The sequence below is a fragment of the Serratia sp. A07 genome (assembly GCF_058725505.1).
In genome coordinates this window covers 1-15,188 of record NZ_JBZXDO010000032.1, presented here as the reverse complement: position 1 = coordinate 15,188, position 15,188 = coordinate 1, and the positions used below count along the sequence as shown (strand labels likewise).

Here is a 15,188-nt window from a genome sequence, read left to right as displayed (position 1 = left end):
GGCCCGAAGGGTGAGGAACGAAGTGACGAATAATCCTTCCCCCACCACCATCTTTTCTCCGCCAGGAGCGAAGAAGCAGTAAAGAAGCCGGCCAGGTTTCTTCCGGATAAAACCGGAGCAACAATTAGTAAATCCATGAATATCATGGTGGGGTTCCCGAGCGGCCAAAGGGAGCAGACTGTAAATCTGCCGTCACAGACTTCGAAGGTTCGAATCCTTCCCCCACCACCATCTCTTGCAAAAACTCCCTAAACCGACTTAAAGCACACCGCATCCATATTGCTCCGCACTGGGGAAGGATGAGAAGCTTCGACCAAGGTTCGAGTCTCACGCAGTGAGACAACGCGCTTCAGCGCGGCCCGCAGGGTGAGTCGCACAGCGACGAATCATCCTTCCCCCACCACCATCTCTTGCAGGACATTCTCAAATCGACTTAAAGCACATCGCACCCAATGCCCTCGTATCAATAAACTCAATTTATCCCCCCTTATTCCCCGCGTTCACCTCGATGTTTTATTTCCTCACTCCCAGCCGTAACTTGAACTCCGGCCGACAATTCGCTATACCACTGGCTTCTTTAGTGCAGTAAGGAACAGGTGGATGCGAAACAATATTTGCGTTTTTTGTGGTGCCAGCGAAGGCGTCAATCCCGCTTATGCCGAGCAGGCTCGTCAACTGGGGCAGCTGCTGGCCGCACAGGGGCGCCGTTTAATCTACGGCGGCGGCAAGAAAGGATTGATGGGGATCGTGGCAGATGCCGTGTTGGCGGCGGGCGGTGAAGCTGTCGGCATTATCCCCGAGCGCCTGGTTGAAGCGGAAACCGCGCATCGCGGCCTGACCGAACTGGAAGTGGTGCCTGATATGCATACGCGCAAAGCCCGTATGGCCGCGCTGGCGGACGGTTTTATCGCCCTGCCCGGCGGCATCGGCACGCTGGAAGAGCTGTTTGAAATCTGGACCTGGGGGCAAATCGGCTATCACAACAAGCCGGTCGGCCTGCTGAACGTTAACGGCTTCTACCGCCCGCTGAGCCAATTCCTCGAACACGTCGCCGATCAGGGCTTTATGCGCCACGACTATCTCGGCACCCTGCACATCAGTGAATCGGCGCAAACGCTGCTGCAACAGTTTGACGATTATCAACCCAAAAATTACGACCGCTGGGCGAAATAAACCCGCTGCGCAGCCAGCGGCCCTGCCGCTGTCTGCGTTACATTTCCCGCCAAACTCTGCTACTATCACAGCACATTTTTCTCGTGAAAACGGCACCGCTCATGAAGTTTGTCTCTTTTAATATCAATGGACTGCGCGCGCGTCCGCATCAGCTGGCGGCAATTATCGAACAGCACCAGCCCGACGTGATCGGCCTGCAAGAAACGAAAGTTCACGACGACATGTTCCCGCTGGAAGAAGTCAGCCAGCACGGCTATCACGTGTTCTATCACGGGCAAAAAGGCCATTACGGCGTAGCGCTGCTGACCAAAGCGGAGCCTCTGGCCGTGCGCCGCGGTTTCCCGACCGATGAAGAAGATGCGCAGCGTCGCATCATCATGGCCGATCTGGCGACGCCGCAGGGCACGCTGACGGTGATCAACGGCTACTTCCCGCAAGGTGAAAGCCGTGACCACCCGATCAAATTCCCGGCTAAAACACGCTTTTATCAGGATTTGCAAAACTACCTGGAGCAGCAGCTGTCGGCGGAATCCCCGGTGTTGATCATGGGTGACATGAACATCAGCCCGAGCGATTATGACATTGGCATCGGCGAAGACAGCCGTAAACGCTGGCTGCGCACCGGCAAGTGTTCCTTCCTGCCGGAAGAGCGCGAATGGATGGACCGCCTGCTGAACTGGGGCCTGGTAGACACCTATCGCCACGCCAATCCGGGGCGCAACGACGAATTCTCGTGGTTCGACTACCGTTCCAAAGGGTTCGACGACAACCGCGGCCTGCGTATCGATCTGCTGCTGGCCAGTACCCCGCTGGCTTCGCGCTGCATCGCCACCGGCATCGATTATCAAACCCGCGGTATGGAAAAACCTTCCGACCATGCGCCGGTCTGGGCGGAGTTTACGCTGTAACCCCATCACCCCGGCGCTCGCCGGGGTTTTACTCTGTGAAGCCAATGAAAATTATCGACGTGGTAGCCGCTATTCTGGAACAGAACGGCCACATTTTACTGGCCCAGCGCGGCACAGGCAGCGATCAGGCCGGTCTGTGGGAGTTTCCCGGCGGCAAGGTTGAAACGGGCGAAAGCCAGCCAGAAGCGCTGGCGCGCGAGCTGGATGAAGAATTGGGAATTTGCGCCCGTATCGGCGACTATGTGGGCAGCAATCAGTGGCAGCAAGGCGAACGCATCATCCGCCTGCACGCCTGGCAAGTCACGGCGTTCTCCGGTGAACTGCAACAACGCTGCCACTCGGCGTTGGTCTGGGTTACGCCGCAGCAGGCGCAGGAATACGCCCTGGCGCCCGCCTACGTTCCACTGCTGGCGGACTATATCGCCGCGCAAAGCGGTGCACGCTGAGCGCGGCGACAGGTTACATCGTCACTTCTTCAATCGCACCCAAATCAAGGGGTTGGTGCCGATGGTGTTAGGCTCACGCACGCACTGCAGCACTTCCCCTTCCACTTTAAGCACCGCGCCCTCGGAATAGTTTTGATTCTGGTAGACGCAACAGCGGTTGCAGGGCTGTGCCGGCGGTGGGTTGACGCCGCTTTTGGCCGTGCCCCAAATCTCCGGCGAAACCGGTAACACCACGTCCACATCGCCGCGATTGGCGACTGCCAGGCCGGAAAACATCAGGGCAGCGGCAGCCAATCCCCCACTGAGTCCACGCTTCATTCACTCTTCTCCTGCGCCTTGCCGGCGCTTTTCCTGCGTTTTTTGCCTCCGCTGGAGGGCGGCGGCGGCAATCCACGAAACGCCATGCTCGCCCGGCTCTGCTTAGCCTGATAAATCAGCTCTTGCAGCGTGCCGACCAACGGCTGCATAAAGTCCTGATAGCGGCAGGATTTCTCGCTGATTTGCGTCAGCGTGGCTTCCCAGTTGGCCGTCATATCAGGGCGCGCAGCAAGATCCGGCAGCGAGTGAATCAACGCGCGCCCGGTTTCGCTGGAGTGAATATAGCGTCCCTTCTTGTACAGAAACGCCCGCTTGAACAGCAATTCGATGATCCCCGCTCGCGTCGCTTCCGTTCCTAAACCATCGGTCGCCCGCAGGATTTTCTTTAACGCTTTATCTTGTACGAATCGCGCGATGCCGGTCATAGCCGACAGCAGACTGGCGTCGGTAAACGGCCGCGGCGGCTGCGTCTGGCGCTCCACCACTTCACCGCGTTCGCACAGCAGCTCATCGCCTTTGTCCACCACCGGCAGCGGTGCACCTTCGTTTTCCTCATCGCGCTCCTTGCTGCCCAACAGCGTGCGCCAGCCGGCTTCCGCCAGGAAACGCGCCTTGGCGATAAATTTGCCGCCGGCGATATCCAGCTCGATCACGCATTTGCGGAACACCGCATCCGGACAAAACTGCATCAGGTACTGGCGCGCCACCAGCCCATACACGTTCCGTTCATCCTGCGTCAAATTGACCTTGCCGGCGCGGGCGGTGGGAATGATGGCATGGTGCGCATCGACCTTTTTATCGTCCCAGCAGCGGTTGCGGCGATCGCTGTCGATCACCGGCTGCGGATACAGCTCGGGTTGGTGCACGCTGATGGCGTTCAGCACCGCGTGGCGGCCGGCAAAATGCTCTTCCGGCAGATAGCGGCAGTCGGAACGCGGATAGGTGATCAATTTGTGGGTTTCGTACAGCCGCTGGCAAACGTCCAGCACCTGTTGCGCGCTGAGGTTGTAGCGCCGGGCCGCCTCGATTTGCAGCGTGGAGAGCGAGAACGGCAGCGGTGCGGTATCTGATTCCCGTTTATCATTATAGGCCGTGACCAGGGCCGGCTGGCCCTCGATGCGCTTGACCACGTGTTCCGCCAACGGCCGGTGCAGCAAACGCCCTTCTTCATCCTGATAAGGTTCACAGGAGTCGCTGGGTTGCCACAGCGCCACAAAGCGTTCTTCTTTCGGCGTGACGATGTGCGCCTTAACCTCAAAGAAGTCTTTTGGCACGAAGTTTTCGATCTCTTCGTCGCGACGCACCACCAATCCGAGCACCGGCGTCTGCACCCTGCCCACCGACAGCACGCCGTCGTAACCGGCGTTGCGGCCCAACAGCGTATAGGCGCGGGTCATATTGATGCCGTACAGCCAGTCGGCGCGCGAACGCGCCAGCGCGGACACGCACAGCGGGATAAAGTCTCGGTTGTCGCGCAGGCGCTCGACCGCACGCTCCACCGCCTGCGGGTTGAGATCGTTGATCAGACAGCGGCGCACGTTCTGGCGCTTCTCCGCCGTCAAATCCAGGTAGTCCAGCACCTCATCCACCAGCAGTTGCCCTTCGCGATCCGGGTCACCGGCGTGAACCACTTCATCGGCTTCGAGCAGCAGCTTTTTAATCGCGTTGAGCTGTTTGCTGACCGAAGGCCGCGGCTGCAAGCGCCATTTTTCGGGGATGATCGGCAGATCCGCCAACGACCAGCGCGCATAGCGGCTGTCATAGGCGTCAGGCTGAGCCTGCTCCAGCAGGTGGCCGACGCACCAGGTCACCACGTCGTTGTTGCCACAGGCGATATAGCCGTCGCCTCGGCGATGCGGCTTGGGCAAGACGTCGGCAATGGCGCGCGCCAAACTCGGTTTCTCGGCTATGAACAGTCGCATTAATCACCGTTTTTCTGGCTGAACGTCATCAAGAATTCTCTTACTTCTGCATAGTTCCCACGGAAGACGATCCGCTGGGCTTTCTTTTCCAACTGATAGCAATACATCGGATCGTAGTACTGCTGCAACAGAGGCGCCAACCATTCGCGGTGCGCGTCGCCCTGGCCGCTGAGGCGCTGAGCCCGCAGCGCCGCCTCCAACCGCTGCGTCAGCTGCTGGAAGCGCTCCAGGCCCAAACGGCGGCGGATGGCGAACAGGCCGTGATGCAAATAGTCGTCGTACTGCCGCCAACCTTCTTCCACGCCATAGGCCTGTTCGAACTGTTCGCGCATACCGTCGATATATTCCGCCTGCAGGCGCGCCAGGCGAATGTCGAACGGATCGTCGATCACCGCCACCGGTGCCTGCTGCATGCCGTTGAACAACGGCAACGGCAGATTGTTGCTGCCGATGATCCGCCCTTCGTCTTCCAGCACCCAACGGCGGCTGCCACCATGCTGTTTTTTCAGCAATAACACAGCCAGACGATTCTCAAAATCTATCTGCGAGCTCTGTCCCGCCAGCGTTCGGCCAAAAGATGAACCGCGATGGCGCGCCGCGCCTTCCAGATCGACGCCGTCGGCCAGTTCGTTGACCAGCAGCGTCTTGCCGCTGCCGGTATTGCCGCCCACCAGGGCCATCGGCAATGCCGCGCTTTGCGTCAGTACACCGAGCAGATAATTGCGCAGTGCCTTATAACCGCCAGTGATACGCGGATAATCCACACCGGCCTCATGCAGCCATTGCTGCACCAGCTGCGAGCGCAGCCCGCCGCGGAAGCAGTAAATATAGCCTGCGGGCCGCTCTGCGCAGGCCGCCAGCCAGGCGGCGGTGCGCTGTTCGCGCAGTTTGCCGTTCACCAGACTGTGGCCAAGCGCGATCGCCGCTTGTTGACCATGCTGTTTATAGCAGGTACCGACCGCCTGCCGCTCGCTGTCGATCATCAGCGGCAAATTCACCGCCTGTGCAAAGGCGCCCTGCTGAAACTCAATCGGCGCGCGCACGTCAATCAGCGGCACGTCCTGCAAAAAAATGCGTTGATAATCGGCGCAGTCCGGTCTTCCTGGCATGTTGGACACTACACGACCTCGATTAGCGGCTTACCGGCTGATGCCACATGCAGCTCACCGATGGCCTCAAGCGTGATACCGTGCTGCTTGGCAATCGCCAGCACCTGCGCCTCCGACTCAGGCAATACCGCCAACAGCAAGCCGCCGGAGGTTTGCGGATCGCACAGCAGCTGGCGCTGCAAATCGCTCATCTCGCCCACCAGATGGCCATAGCTATCGAAGTTGCGCCCGGTGCCGCCCGGCACACAGCCTTCGGCAATATACGCCTCGACGTCCGGCAGCTTCGGCACCCGATCGAACCAGACCGTCGCCTGCAGACCGGAGCCCTGGCACACCTCGCTCAGGTGACCCAGCAGGCCAAAGCCGGTGATATCGGTCATCGCCGTGACGCCCGCCACCTCGGCAAAGTCGGCGCCCGGCTTGTTCAGGCGGCACATCACTTCCGTCGCCAGGCCCTGATGCTCAGGGCGCAGCTTGCTTTGCTTCTCGGCGGTCGTCAGCACGCCGATGCCCAGCGGTTTGGTCAGATAGAGTTTCGCACCGGCCTGTGCGGCGCTGTTTTTCTTCACCCGCTCGGTATTGACCACGCCGGTCACCGCCAGGCCGAAAATTGGTTCCGGCGCATCGATGGAATGGCCACCGGCCAGCGCGATGCCCGCCTGCTGGCAGGCGAAACGCCCGCCGTCGATCACCTGCTGCGCCACCTCCGGTGGCAGTTTGGCGATCGGCCAGCCAAGAATGGCGATCGCCATGATCGGTTTGCCGCCCATGGCGTACACGTCGCTGATGGCGTTTGCGGCCGCAATGCGGCCGAAATCGAACGGATCGTCGACGATCGGCATGAAGAAATCGGTGGTGCTGATGATGCCGACGCCGTTGCCGATGTCGTACACCGCCGCGTCGTCGCGGGTTTCATTGCCGACCAGCAGGCGCGGATCGACAAACTTTTCCCGCTCGCTGTGCAAGATGGTTTCGAGAACTTTCGGTGAGATTTTGCAGCCGCAGCCAGCGCCATGGCTGTACTGGGTTAAACGGATCGCTGGCGATGTCATAGTCCACTCCCTTCGGTAACGGCACTCAAGATATCATAGGGTAGCGCTTGCCGAGGGGATTGATAAGAGCGGGCCGCCGATATGCGAACGGCCTGCTCAGAAACCATGCAATTTTGCGGGGTTTGGCGCATTTTCGCCGCGCCCCGCGGGAGAAAACTCAGAAATAGCTGACGAAAGGCGCGCTGTCCGGCGGCGTCACCTTGGTGGCGGCCTTCAGCTGTGGCGTGCCCAGATAGAGGAAACCGACGATCTCATCCTGCTCGCGGCAGCCGAAGGCTTCGCGCACCAGCGCATGCTCGGTCCAGGCGCCGGTGCGCCAGATGCCGTTAAAGCCCTGCGCCAGCGCCGCCATCTGCATCGCCTGCACCGCGCAACCGGCGGAAACCACCTGCTCCCAGCGCGGCACCTTGGTCTCTTCAGTACAGTGGGCGATGACGGTGATGATCAGCGGTGCGCGGAACGGCGCCTTGGTGGCCTTTTCGATCGCCGCTTCGTCCAGTTGATCCTGCTTCGCCGCCGCCTGCAGCAGCTGGCTGAAGCGCTCCAGGCCCTGATTTTCGATCATCACGAAACGCCACGGCTGCAGCGCGCCGTGATCGGGCGCACGCAGGCCCGCGTTGATGATATTTTGACGCACTTCCCCCGCCGGCGCCGGTTCCGCCAGGCGCGAAGCCGAGCGGCGATTCAATAAAAGATCCAGAGCATCCATCGTAAACTCCTGATAACAATTTTCATTCCGGCCACGTTAACATAGCTAAACGACGAGTTACAGCCTCGGCGATAGCGTCTGCGTGCCACGATTTAAAGCTGACATTTACCCGGCCGCTCATTAGGATAGCGGAACATTCTCGACTCTTGTTGGAGAGCACATGCGCACATTGTGGCAAATTATTGCCGGCATTTTCCGGTGGACATGGCGTCTGCTGAATTTTATCAGGGAACTGATCCTTAACCTGTTCCTGGTCTTGCTGATCCTGGTTGGGGTCGGCATCTATCTGTCCTTCCAAAGTTCCTCCACCTCGACGGCCCCGGCGCGCGGCGCGCTGCTGGTTGACTTAAGCGGCGTGGTGGTCGATCAGCCTTCGGTAAACAACCGGGTGCGGCAATGGGGCCGCGAACTGTTGGGTGCCTCCAGCAGCCGCCTGCAGGAAAACTCGCTGTTCGACGTGGTGGACAGCATCCGCAAGGCCAAAGACGACAAAAACATTACCGGCATGGTGTTGCAGCTGAATGACTTCGCCGGCGCCGATCAACCGTCGCTGCGTTATATCGGTAAGGCACTGCGCGAGTTCCGCGACAGCGGCAAGCCGATCTTCGCCATCGGCGACAGCTACAACCAGACGCAATATTTCCTGGCCAGCTACGCCAACAAAATCTACCTGTCGCCGCAGGGCGCGGTCGATCTGCACGGTTTCGCCACCAACAACCTGTATTACAAGTCGTTGCTGGACATGCTTAAAGTCACCACCAATATCTTCCGCGTCGGCACCTATAAATCGGCGGTCGAGCCGCTGATCCGCGACGATATGTCCCCGGCGGCGCGCGAAGCGGACAGCCGCTGGATTGGCGGCCTGTGGCAGAACTATCTGGAAACCGTGGCGGCCAACCGCCAGCTGACGCCGCAGCAGCTGTTCCCGGGCGCTGCCGGCGTACTGAGCGGCCTGCAGGCGGCCGGTGGCGACACCGCCCGCTATGCGCTGGACAATAAGCTGGTGGACGAGCTGGCCTCGCGCACCGCGATCGAAAATCAGTTGGTCAAGGCCTTCGGCTGGGATAAACAGGCGAACGATTTCAACGCCACCAGCATCTACGACTACCAGCCGAAGCCGGACGCCAACCAGGGCGGTAAGATCGCCGTGGTGTTCGCCAACGGCGCCATCATGGACGGCCCGCAGACGCCGGGTAACGTCGGAGGTGACACAACCGCCGCCGAGCTGCGCCAGGCGCGCCTGGATCCGGCCATCAAGGCCGTGGTGTTCCGCGTCAACAGCCCGGGCGGCAGCGTCAGCGCATCCGAAGTGATCCGCTCCGAACTGGCCGCCGTGCGCGCCGCCGGCAAACCGGTGGTGGTGTCGATGGGCGGCATGGCCGCGTCGGGCGGCTACTGGGTTTCGACGCCGGCCGACTACATCATCGCCAGCCCGAGCACCCTGACCGGCTCCATCGGCATTTTCGGCATCATCAACACCTACGAGAAAACCCTGGATACGCTGGGCGTGCACACCGACGGCGTGGCGACCTCGCCGCTGGCCGACATTGCGGTCACCAAGGCATTGCCGCAAGAGTTCTCGCAGATGATGCAGCTGAACATCGAAAACGGGTATAAGAACTTCCTCGATTTGGTCGCCAAATCGCGCAAGATGACCCCGCAGCAGGTTGACCAAATCGCGCAAGGCCACGTCTGGCTCGGCAGCGACGCCAAGGCCAACGGCCTGGTCGATCAATTGGGCGATTTCGACGACGCGGTGAAGAAAGCCGCCGAGCTGGCGAAGCTGCAGCAGTGGCAGCTCGACTGGTTCGTCGATACCCCAAGCCTGAGCGATATGGTGCTCAGCCAGTTCGGCGTTTCCATTCACGCCATGCTGCCGGCGGCGATTCAGGCCATGCTGCCCGCCCCGCTGGCCTCGGTCGCCAACGCGGTGAAAGAACAGCCGGGCTTGTTCAATAACCTGAACGATCCGCAAAACCGTTATGCGATCTGTCTGACCTGCGGAGAAGTCCGCTAACAAATAATTCTGCAGCCCGGCCATCGCCGGGCTTTTTTTCTGCCGCCATGCCCCTATAATTCAGCCCATCTTATCTTTGTTAAAATCATGACCATGCAAAAGAAATCCATTTACGTCGCCTACACCGGCGGCACCATCGGCATGCAGCGTTCCGATCACGGCTATATCCCGGTTTCCGGCCACCTGCAGCGCCAGCTGGCGCTGATGCCCGAATTCCATCGCCCGGAAATGCCGGATTTCACCATTCATGAATATGCGCCATTGATCGACTCTTCGGACATGACGCCGGAAGATTGGCAGCACATCGCCGACGACATCAAACAGAACTACGATCGCTACGACGGCTTCGTGATCCTGCACGGTACCGACACCATGGCGTTCACCGCATCGGCGCTCTCCTTCATGCTGGAACACCTGGCTAAACCGGTGATCGTCACCGGTTCGCAGATTCCGCTGGCGGAGCTGCGCTCCGATGGCCAGACCAACCTGCTCAACGCGCTGTATCTGGCGGCTAACCATCCGGTGAACGAAGTCAGCCTGTTCTTCAACAATAAGCTGTTCCGCGGCAACCGCACCACCAAAGCGCACGCCGACGGCTTTGACGCCTTCGCCTCCCCGAATCTGCCGCCGCTGCTGGAAGCCGGCATTCACATTCGTCGCCAGCACGGCATCGACAGCCCGGCTTGCAACGGCGCGCTGCGGGTGCACGACATCACGCCGCAGCCGATCGGCGTGGTCACCATCTATCCGGGCATTTCCGGCGCGGTGGTGCGCAACTTCCTGTTGCAACCGGTCAAGGCGCTGATCCTGCGCTCCTACGGCGTCGGTAACGCGCCGCAAAAGGCCGAGCTGATCGACGAGTTGCGTGCGGCCTCCGAACGCGGCATCGTGGTGGTCAACCTGACGCAGTGCATCTCCGGGCGCGTCAATATGGAAGGCTACGCCACCGGTAACGCGCTGGCGCACGCCGGGGTGATCAGCGGTTTCGACATGACGGTGGAAGCCGCCTTGACCAAGCTGCACTACCTGCTGAGCCAGCCGCTGACGCCGGAACAAATCCGCGCCCTGATGCAGCAAGACCTGCGCGGCGAACTGAGCATCAACGGTTAACCTACTGATCTTTGGAGCGGCGATGAAAACGGCCCTGTTGTTGATCGATCTGCAAAACGATTTCTGCCCCGGCGGCGCGCTGGCGGTCACGGCGGGCGATACCGTCATCCCGGTTGCCAATCAGGCGATCGCCGCCTGTTTGGCGCGTGGCGAGCCGGTCGTGGCCAGCCAGGACTGGCACCCCGCCAATCACCGCAGCTTTGCGGTGAATTCCCATGCACCGGTCGGCACCCTTGGCGAGCTGGAGAGCCTGCCGCAGGTGTGGTGGCCGGTGCACTGCGTGCAAGGGAGCCACGGTGCCGATTTTCACCCCCTGCTGCAACGGCAACACATCAATGCCGTCTTTCGCAAAGGGCAGGATACGGATATCGACAGCTACAGCGCCTTCTTCGATAACGGCCACCGTGCGCAGACCGAACTGCACGGCTGGTTGCAATCGCAGGGCGTCCAGCGGCTGGCAATCATGGGCCTGGCGACCGACTACTGCGTCAAGTTCAGCGTGCTGGATGCGCTGGCTGCCGGCTATCCAACGCAGGTGATCGTCGACGGCTGCCGCGGCGTGAATCTGCAGCCGGACGACAGCGAGCGGGCGCTGCAGGACATGGCGCGCGCCGGTGCACAACTGGTTACCCTGTCACAATTCCTCGCCAACTAAATCCTCCGGGGCGCCACCGGCGCCCTCTCTGCGCGGCGGCGAAAATATCGACGCCGCTCACAATACCGCCCTTCTTCTTCCCCAACGGCTTGTGACCGGCAGGCGCTTTTGCTGTTATGGCTGCGACGCTTTTGGCGTCAATCGGTTATACGCATCCGGGGCCCGCTGAGCCCGGCTTTATTGTGACCGCCTCTGGCGGTACGGTCGGCCTTGCCGACCCAAGGAGAAAGACATGAAAATAACCCGAAAACTGCTGCCTTTACTGGCGGCGGTGCAGTTGGCTATGGCCGGCGCAGGCACGGCTCAGGCCGCTTATCTCTCCGTCGGCTACTTCAACGGCGGCGGCGACGTCACCGCCGGCCCCGGTGGCGACATCGACAAGCTGGACGTCACGCAAATCACCCACCTCAACTATTCGTTCGGCCTGATCTACAACGGCGAGAAAGACGAAGCCAATGCGGCGCTGAAAGACCCCGCTCGCCGCCACCAGATCTACCTGTCGCCGAAGGTAACGGCCGATCTGCAACGGCTGCCGGTGCTGCGCAAACAGAACCCCGAGCTGAAAGTGCTGCTGTCGGTCGGCGGCTGGGGCTCACGGGGCTTCTCCGCCGCTGCGGCGACTGCGGAAAACCGGGCGATATTCATCCGCTCCGCGCTGCAGGTGATCGCACAGTATCAGCTGGATGGTATCGATCTGGACTGGGAATATACGGTGAACGGCGCCTGGGGGCTGGTGGAAAGCCAACCGGCAGACCGCGACAACTTCACCCTGCTGCTGAAAGAGCTTCACCAGGCGCTGGGTAAAGGCAAGCTGTTAACCATCGCCGTCGGGGCCAACGTCAAAAGCCCGCAGGAATGGGTCGATGTGAAAAGCATTGCCCCTTACCTCGACTACATCAATCTGATGACCTACGACATGGCTTACGGCACGCAGTATTTCAATGCCAACCTGTACGATTCAAAGCGTTGGCCAACCGTGGCGGCCGCCGACCGTTACAGCGCCGATTTCGTGGTAAAGAATTATCTGGCTGCCGGACTGAAACCGGCACAGATGAACCTGGGCATCGGTTTCTACGGCCGGGTACCGAAGCGGGCGACCGAGGCGGGCATCGACTGGGACCAGCCGGACGCCGCCAAACATCCGGTGACGCAGCCATACTTCAGCACGCGCGAAACCGCCCTGTTCAACGCGCTGGGGCTGGATCTCAGCAAAGACACCTACTTTAAATACCACGATATCGTCAGCAAATTGCTCAACGATCCGCAGCATCGTTTTCGCGAGCACTGGGATGACGACGCCAAGGTACCTTACCTGACGCTGCAATCCGCCGCAGGCAAACCGCTGTTCGCCATCTCCTACGAGAACCCGCGTTCGGTGGCCATCAAGGCCGAGTACATCAAAAGCCAGGGATTGGGAGGGGCGATGTTCTGGGAGTACGGCGCGGACGATAACAACCGGCTGGCGCAGCAGCTGGCGGAATCGCTGGGTATCAAGGGCGAAAAACAGTGAACCGACGGGGCGATGGCGTCATCGCCCCGCTTTAGGGCAACCTTACTGCGGTTTGAGTTTGGCCAGCGGCTCGGCAACGAACTGCTGTTTCAGCTCTTGCTTGCTCTTCATCACGATCTGCCCGTCGGTGCCGATGCTCATGTGCTGCGGATCGACGTTGTTCATCGACTGCCACAGCATCACCGCCTGCAGGCTGTTTTCTTTTTGCTCCGGCGTCAGCGCCACGCCATCCGGCCATTTGCCCAGCTCAACCGCCTGTACCAGGCGCTGGTATATCTCGGGCGTCATCGCCGCAATCAGATCTTTCACGTCCATCAGAGCCCTTCTCGCTTACGGATGAATAATTAGCTGAATCGATTTTGTTGGTTAAATTACCACTTAGCCGGCCGTTTGGTCGCCATTTTCGCCATCGGTGAAACTCAGCGAGGCGGAGTTGACGCAATAGCGGTCGCCGGTCGGCTGCGGGCCATCGGGGAAAACGTGCCCCAGGTGCGCGTCGCAATGACCGCAGCGGATTTCAACACGGTGCATATTATGTGAATTATCATCAAGATAACGGATTGCATCGGCGGAAACCGGCTCATAAAAGCTCGGCCAGCCGCAACCGGAATCGTATTTGGTTTCGGAATAGAACAGCGGCTGGTTACAGCACAGGCAATGGTACACGCCCTCGCGCTTGTTGTGCAGCAATTTGCCGCTGAACGGCGCTTCGGTGCCGCGCTGTTGCGTCACATAACGTTGGATTTCATTCAGTTCCGTGACCGGATGACCGGGGGTTGTCTCTTTAGCCATTTGTGCTTATCTCTGAATGTGGATAATGTCAACGAAAACAATGATTAATAATAACAAAAAATTAACACCGCTGCAGGGGTTTTTGGCCTAAACTGTAGCCCATAAAGGCCACGTCACGATGATATGTGATAGCGATCACACTTCTTGCGTATGCTGACTTTATACTTGGCGGCTTGTCCCCATATAACGGATGAGGCCGAGCGCAAATGGACTGTGCAATAAGCGTGCAAAACCACCCTTCCGGTTTGACTTGCCGCAAGAATTGACACGATTCCGCTTGACGCTGGGTAAGGTTTTTGTAATTTTACAACCAACCTTTTATTCACTAACAAATAGCTGGTGGAATATATGACTATCAAAGTAGGTATCAACGGTTTTGGCCGTATCGGTCGCATTGTTTTCCGTGCTGCTCAAGAGCGTTCTGACATCGAGATCGTTGCAATCAACGACCTGTTGGACGCAGAGTACATGGCTTACATGCTGAAGTATGACTCTACTCACGGCCGTTTCAACGGTACGGTAGAAGTTAAAGACGGCCACCTGGTTGTTAACGGCAAAACCATCCGTGTTACCGCAGAGAAAGACCCGGCTAACCTGAAGTGGAACGAAGTGGGTGTTGACGTGGTTGCTGAAGCGACCGGTATCTTCCTGACCGACGAAACCGCACGTAAACACATCACCGCTGGCGCTAAAAAAGTCGTTCTGACTGGCCCATCCAAAGATGCGACCCCAATGTTCGTGCGTGGCGCCAACTTTGACAAATATGCCGGCCAGGACATCGTGTCCAACGCCTCTTGCACCACCAACTGCCTGGCGCCACTGGCTAAAGTCATCAACGACAACTTCGGTATCGTTGAAGGCCTGATGACCACCGTTCACGCGACCACCGCCACTCAGAAAACCGTTGATGGCCCGTCCCACAAAGACTGGCGCGGCGGCCGCGGCGCATCCCAGAACATCATCCCTTCTTCTACCGGCGCAGCGAAAGCGGTTGGCGTTGTTCTGCCAGAACTGAAAGGCAAACTGACCGGTATGGCGTTCCGCGTACCGACGCCTAACGTATCCGTTGTTGACCTGACCGTGCGTCTGGAAAAAGCGGCTACCTACGAAGAAATCAAGAAAGCCATCAAAGATGCCGCTGAAGGTTCTATGAAAGGCGTTCTGGGCTACGTTGAAGACGACGTGGTTTCCACCGATTTCAACGGCGAAGTGCTGACTTCCGTGTTCGATGCCAAAGCCGGTATCGCACTGAACGACAACTTCGTGAAACTGGTTTCCTGGTACGACAACGAAACCGGTTATTCCAACAAGGTTCTGGACCTGATCGCTCACATCTCCAAGTAATGGCATGATGTTAAGCTGATAATGAGGGCGACATTTTTGTCGCCCTTTTTTATTCCTAACTTAAAACCACGTCCTGTGGACGTGGTTATCGACTCGGTTTTGGCTCTGCCTGTAAAAACCTGC

General features: G+C 59.3%; 15 protein-coding genes, 1 tRNA gene and 1 other RNA gene. 10 read left to right on the top strand and 7 right to left on the bottom strand.

Annotated elements, in window-relative coordinates:
* Window positions 1-146: 146 nt before the first annotated feature.
* The 5 genes from AC4PR2_RS22715 (at window position 147) to AC4PR2_RS22695 (ending at window position 2,527) form a co-directional block, all read left to right on the top strand.
* Window positions 147-231, top strand: a tRNA-Tyr gene (locus AC4PR2_RS22715).
* A 47-nt stretch (window positions 232-278) separates the two neighbouring features.
* Window positions 279-406, top strand: a non-coding RNA gene (locus tag AC4PR2_RS22710) — RtT sRNA.
* A 194-nt stretch (window positions 407-600) separates the two neighbouring features.
* Window positions 601-1,173, top strand: a complete 573-nt coding sequence (locus AC4PR2_RS22705) for an LOG family protein (protein ID WP_033647601.1) — start codon at window positions 601-603, stop codon at window positions 1,171-1,173.
* 101 nt (window positions 1,174-1,274) lie between these two features.
* A complete protein-coding gene (gene xthA / locus AC4PR2_RS22700; protein WP_033634797.1) occupies window positions 1,275-2,081 on the top strand; it encodes an exodeoxyribonuclease III in 807 nt (268 codons plus the stop codon).
* A gap of 44 nt (window positions 2,082-2,125) precedes the next feature.
* Complete coding sequence (locus AC4PR2_RS22695) at window positions 2,126-2,527, top strand: pyrimidine (deoxy)nucleoside triphosphate diphosphatase (RefSeq protein ID WP_492175510.1); 402 nt, start codon at window positions 2,126-2,128, stop codon at window positions 2,525-2,527.
* Between the two features lie 21 nt (window positions 2,528-2,548).
* Here AC4PR2_RS22695 and AC4PR2_RS22690 read toward each other — a convergent pair whose 3' ends face one another.
* The 5 genes from AC4PR2_RS22690 to AC4PR2_RS22670 all read right to left on the bottom strand — a co-directional run bounded on the left by AC4PR2_RS22690 (window position 2,549) and on the right by AC4PR2_RS22670 (window position 7,637).
* Complete coding sequence (locus AC4PR2_RS22690; protein WP_049271911.1) at window positions 2,549-2,845, bottom strand: YnjH family protein; 297 nt, start codon at window positions 2,843-2,845, stop codon at window positions 2,549-2,551.
* Window positions 2,842-4,767 carry a DNA topoisomerase III gene (locus AC4PR2_RS22685; RefSeq protein WP_084827711.1) on the bottom strand — a complete coding sequence of 642 codons (1,926 nt, stop codon included), beginning with the start codon at window positions 4,765-4,767 and terminating at the stop codon, window positions 2,842-2,844. The genes AC4PR2_RS22690 and AC4PR2_RS22685 overlap by 4 nt, the downstream gene beginning before the upstream one ends.
* Window positions 4,767-5,885, bottom strand: a complete 1,119-nt coding sequence (mnmH, locus tag AC4PR2_RS22680; protein ID WP_077267504.1) for a tRNA 2-selenouridine(34) synthase MnmH — start codon at window positions 5,883-5,885, stop codon at window positions 4,767-4,769. The genes AC4PR2_RS22685 and mnmH overlap by 1 nt, the downstream gene beginning before the upstream one ends.
* The gene (selD, locus tag AC4PR2_RS22675) at window positions 5,885-6,928 is read right to left on the bottom strand and encodes a selenide, water dikinase SelD (RefSeq protein WP_060439797.1); all 1,044 of its coding nucleotides are present in this window, start codon (window positions 6,926-6,928) and stop codon (window positions 5,885-5,887) included. Before selD ends, mnmH begins: the two co-directional genes overlap by 1 nt.
* Window positions 6,929-7,085: 157 nt before the next feature.
* Window positions 7,086-7,637, bottom strand: a complete 552-nt coding sequence (locus AC4PR2_RS22670; protein ID WP_060423835.1) for an NAD(P)H nitroreductase — start codon at window positions 7,635-7,637, stop codon at window positions 7,086-7,088.
* A 160-nt stretch (window positions 7,638-7,797) separates the two neighbouring features.
* Between AC4PR2_RS22670 and sppA the strand changes: the two genes are divergently transcribed.
* The 4 genes from sppA (at window position 7,798) to chiD (ending at window position 12,929) form a co-directional block, all read left to right on the top strand.
* On the top strand, window positions 7,798-9,654 hold the full coding sequence (gene sppA / locus AC4PR2_RS22665) for a signal peptide peptidase SppA (protein ID WP_060439795.1): 1,857 nt from the start codon (window positions 7,798-7,800) through the stop codon (window positions 9,652-9,654).
* A gap of 93 nt (window positions 9,655-9,747) precedes the next feature.
* The gene (ansA, locus tag AC4PR2_RS22660) at window positions 9,748-10,764 is read left to right on the top strand and encodes an asparaginase (protein ID WP_492175502.1); all 1,017 of its coding nucleotides are present in this window, start codon (window positions 9,748-9,750) and stop codon (window positions 10,762-10,764) included.
* A 22-nt stretch (window positions 10,765-10,786) separates the two neighbouring features.
* Entirely contained in the window at window positions 10,787-11,419 is a 633-nt protein-coding gene (pncA, locus tag AC4PR2_RS22655; protein WP_492175501.1) for a bifunctional nicotinamidase/pyrazinamidase, read from the top strand.
* Window positions 11,420-11,651: 232 nt separating this feature from the next.
* Window positions 11,652-12,929, top strand: coding sequence for a chitinase ChiD (gene chiD / locus AC4PR2_RS22650; RefSeq protein WP_492175500.1), 1,278 nt, complete (start codon window positions 11,652-11,654; stop codon window positions 12,927-12,929).
* Between the two features lie 42 nt (window positions 12,930-12,971).
* Here chiD and AC4PR2_RS22645 read toward each other — a convergent pair whose 3' ends face one another.
* Together AC4PR2_RS22645 and msrB are read right to left on the bottom strand one after the other, a co-directional pair.
* On the bottom strand, window positions 12,972-13,244 hold the full coding sequence (locus tag AC4PR2_RS22645) for a YeaC family protein (RefSeq protein WP_033634809.1): 273 nt from the start codon (window positions 13,242-13,244) through the stop codon (window positions 12,972-12,974).
* 63 nt (window positions 13,245-13,307) lie between these two features.
* Window positions 13,308-13,721 carry a peptide-methionine (R)-S-oxide reductase MsrB gene (gene msrB / locus AC4PR2_RS22640; RefSeq protein WP_004932219.1) on the bottom strand — a complete coding sequence of 138 codons (414 nt, stop codon included), beginning with the start codon at window positions 13,719-13,721 and terminating at the stop codon, window positions 13,308-13,310.
* A 348-nt stretch (window positions 13,722-14,069) separates the two neighbouring features.
* Here msrB and gapA point away from each other — a divergent pair, with 348 nt between their 5' ends.
* Window positions 14,070-15,065, top strand: a complete 996-nt coding sequence (gene gapA, locus AC4PR2_RS22635) for a glyceraldehyde-3-phosphate dehydrogenase (protein WP_004932222.1) — start codon at window positions 14,070-14,072, stop codon at window positions 15,063-15,065.
* The last annotated feature ends 123 nt before the right edge of the window (window positions 15,066-15,188 follow it).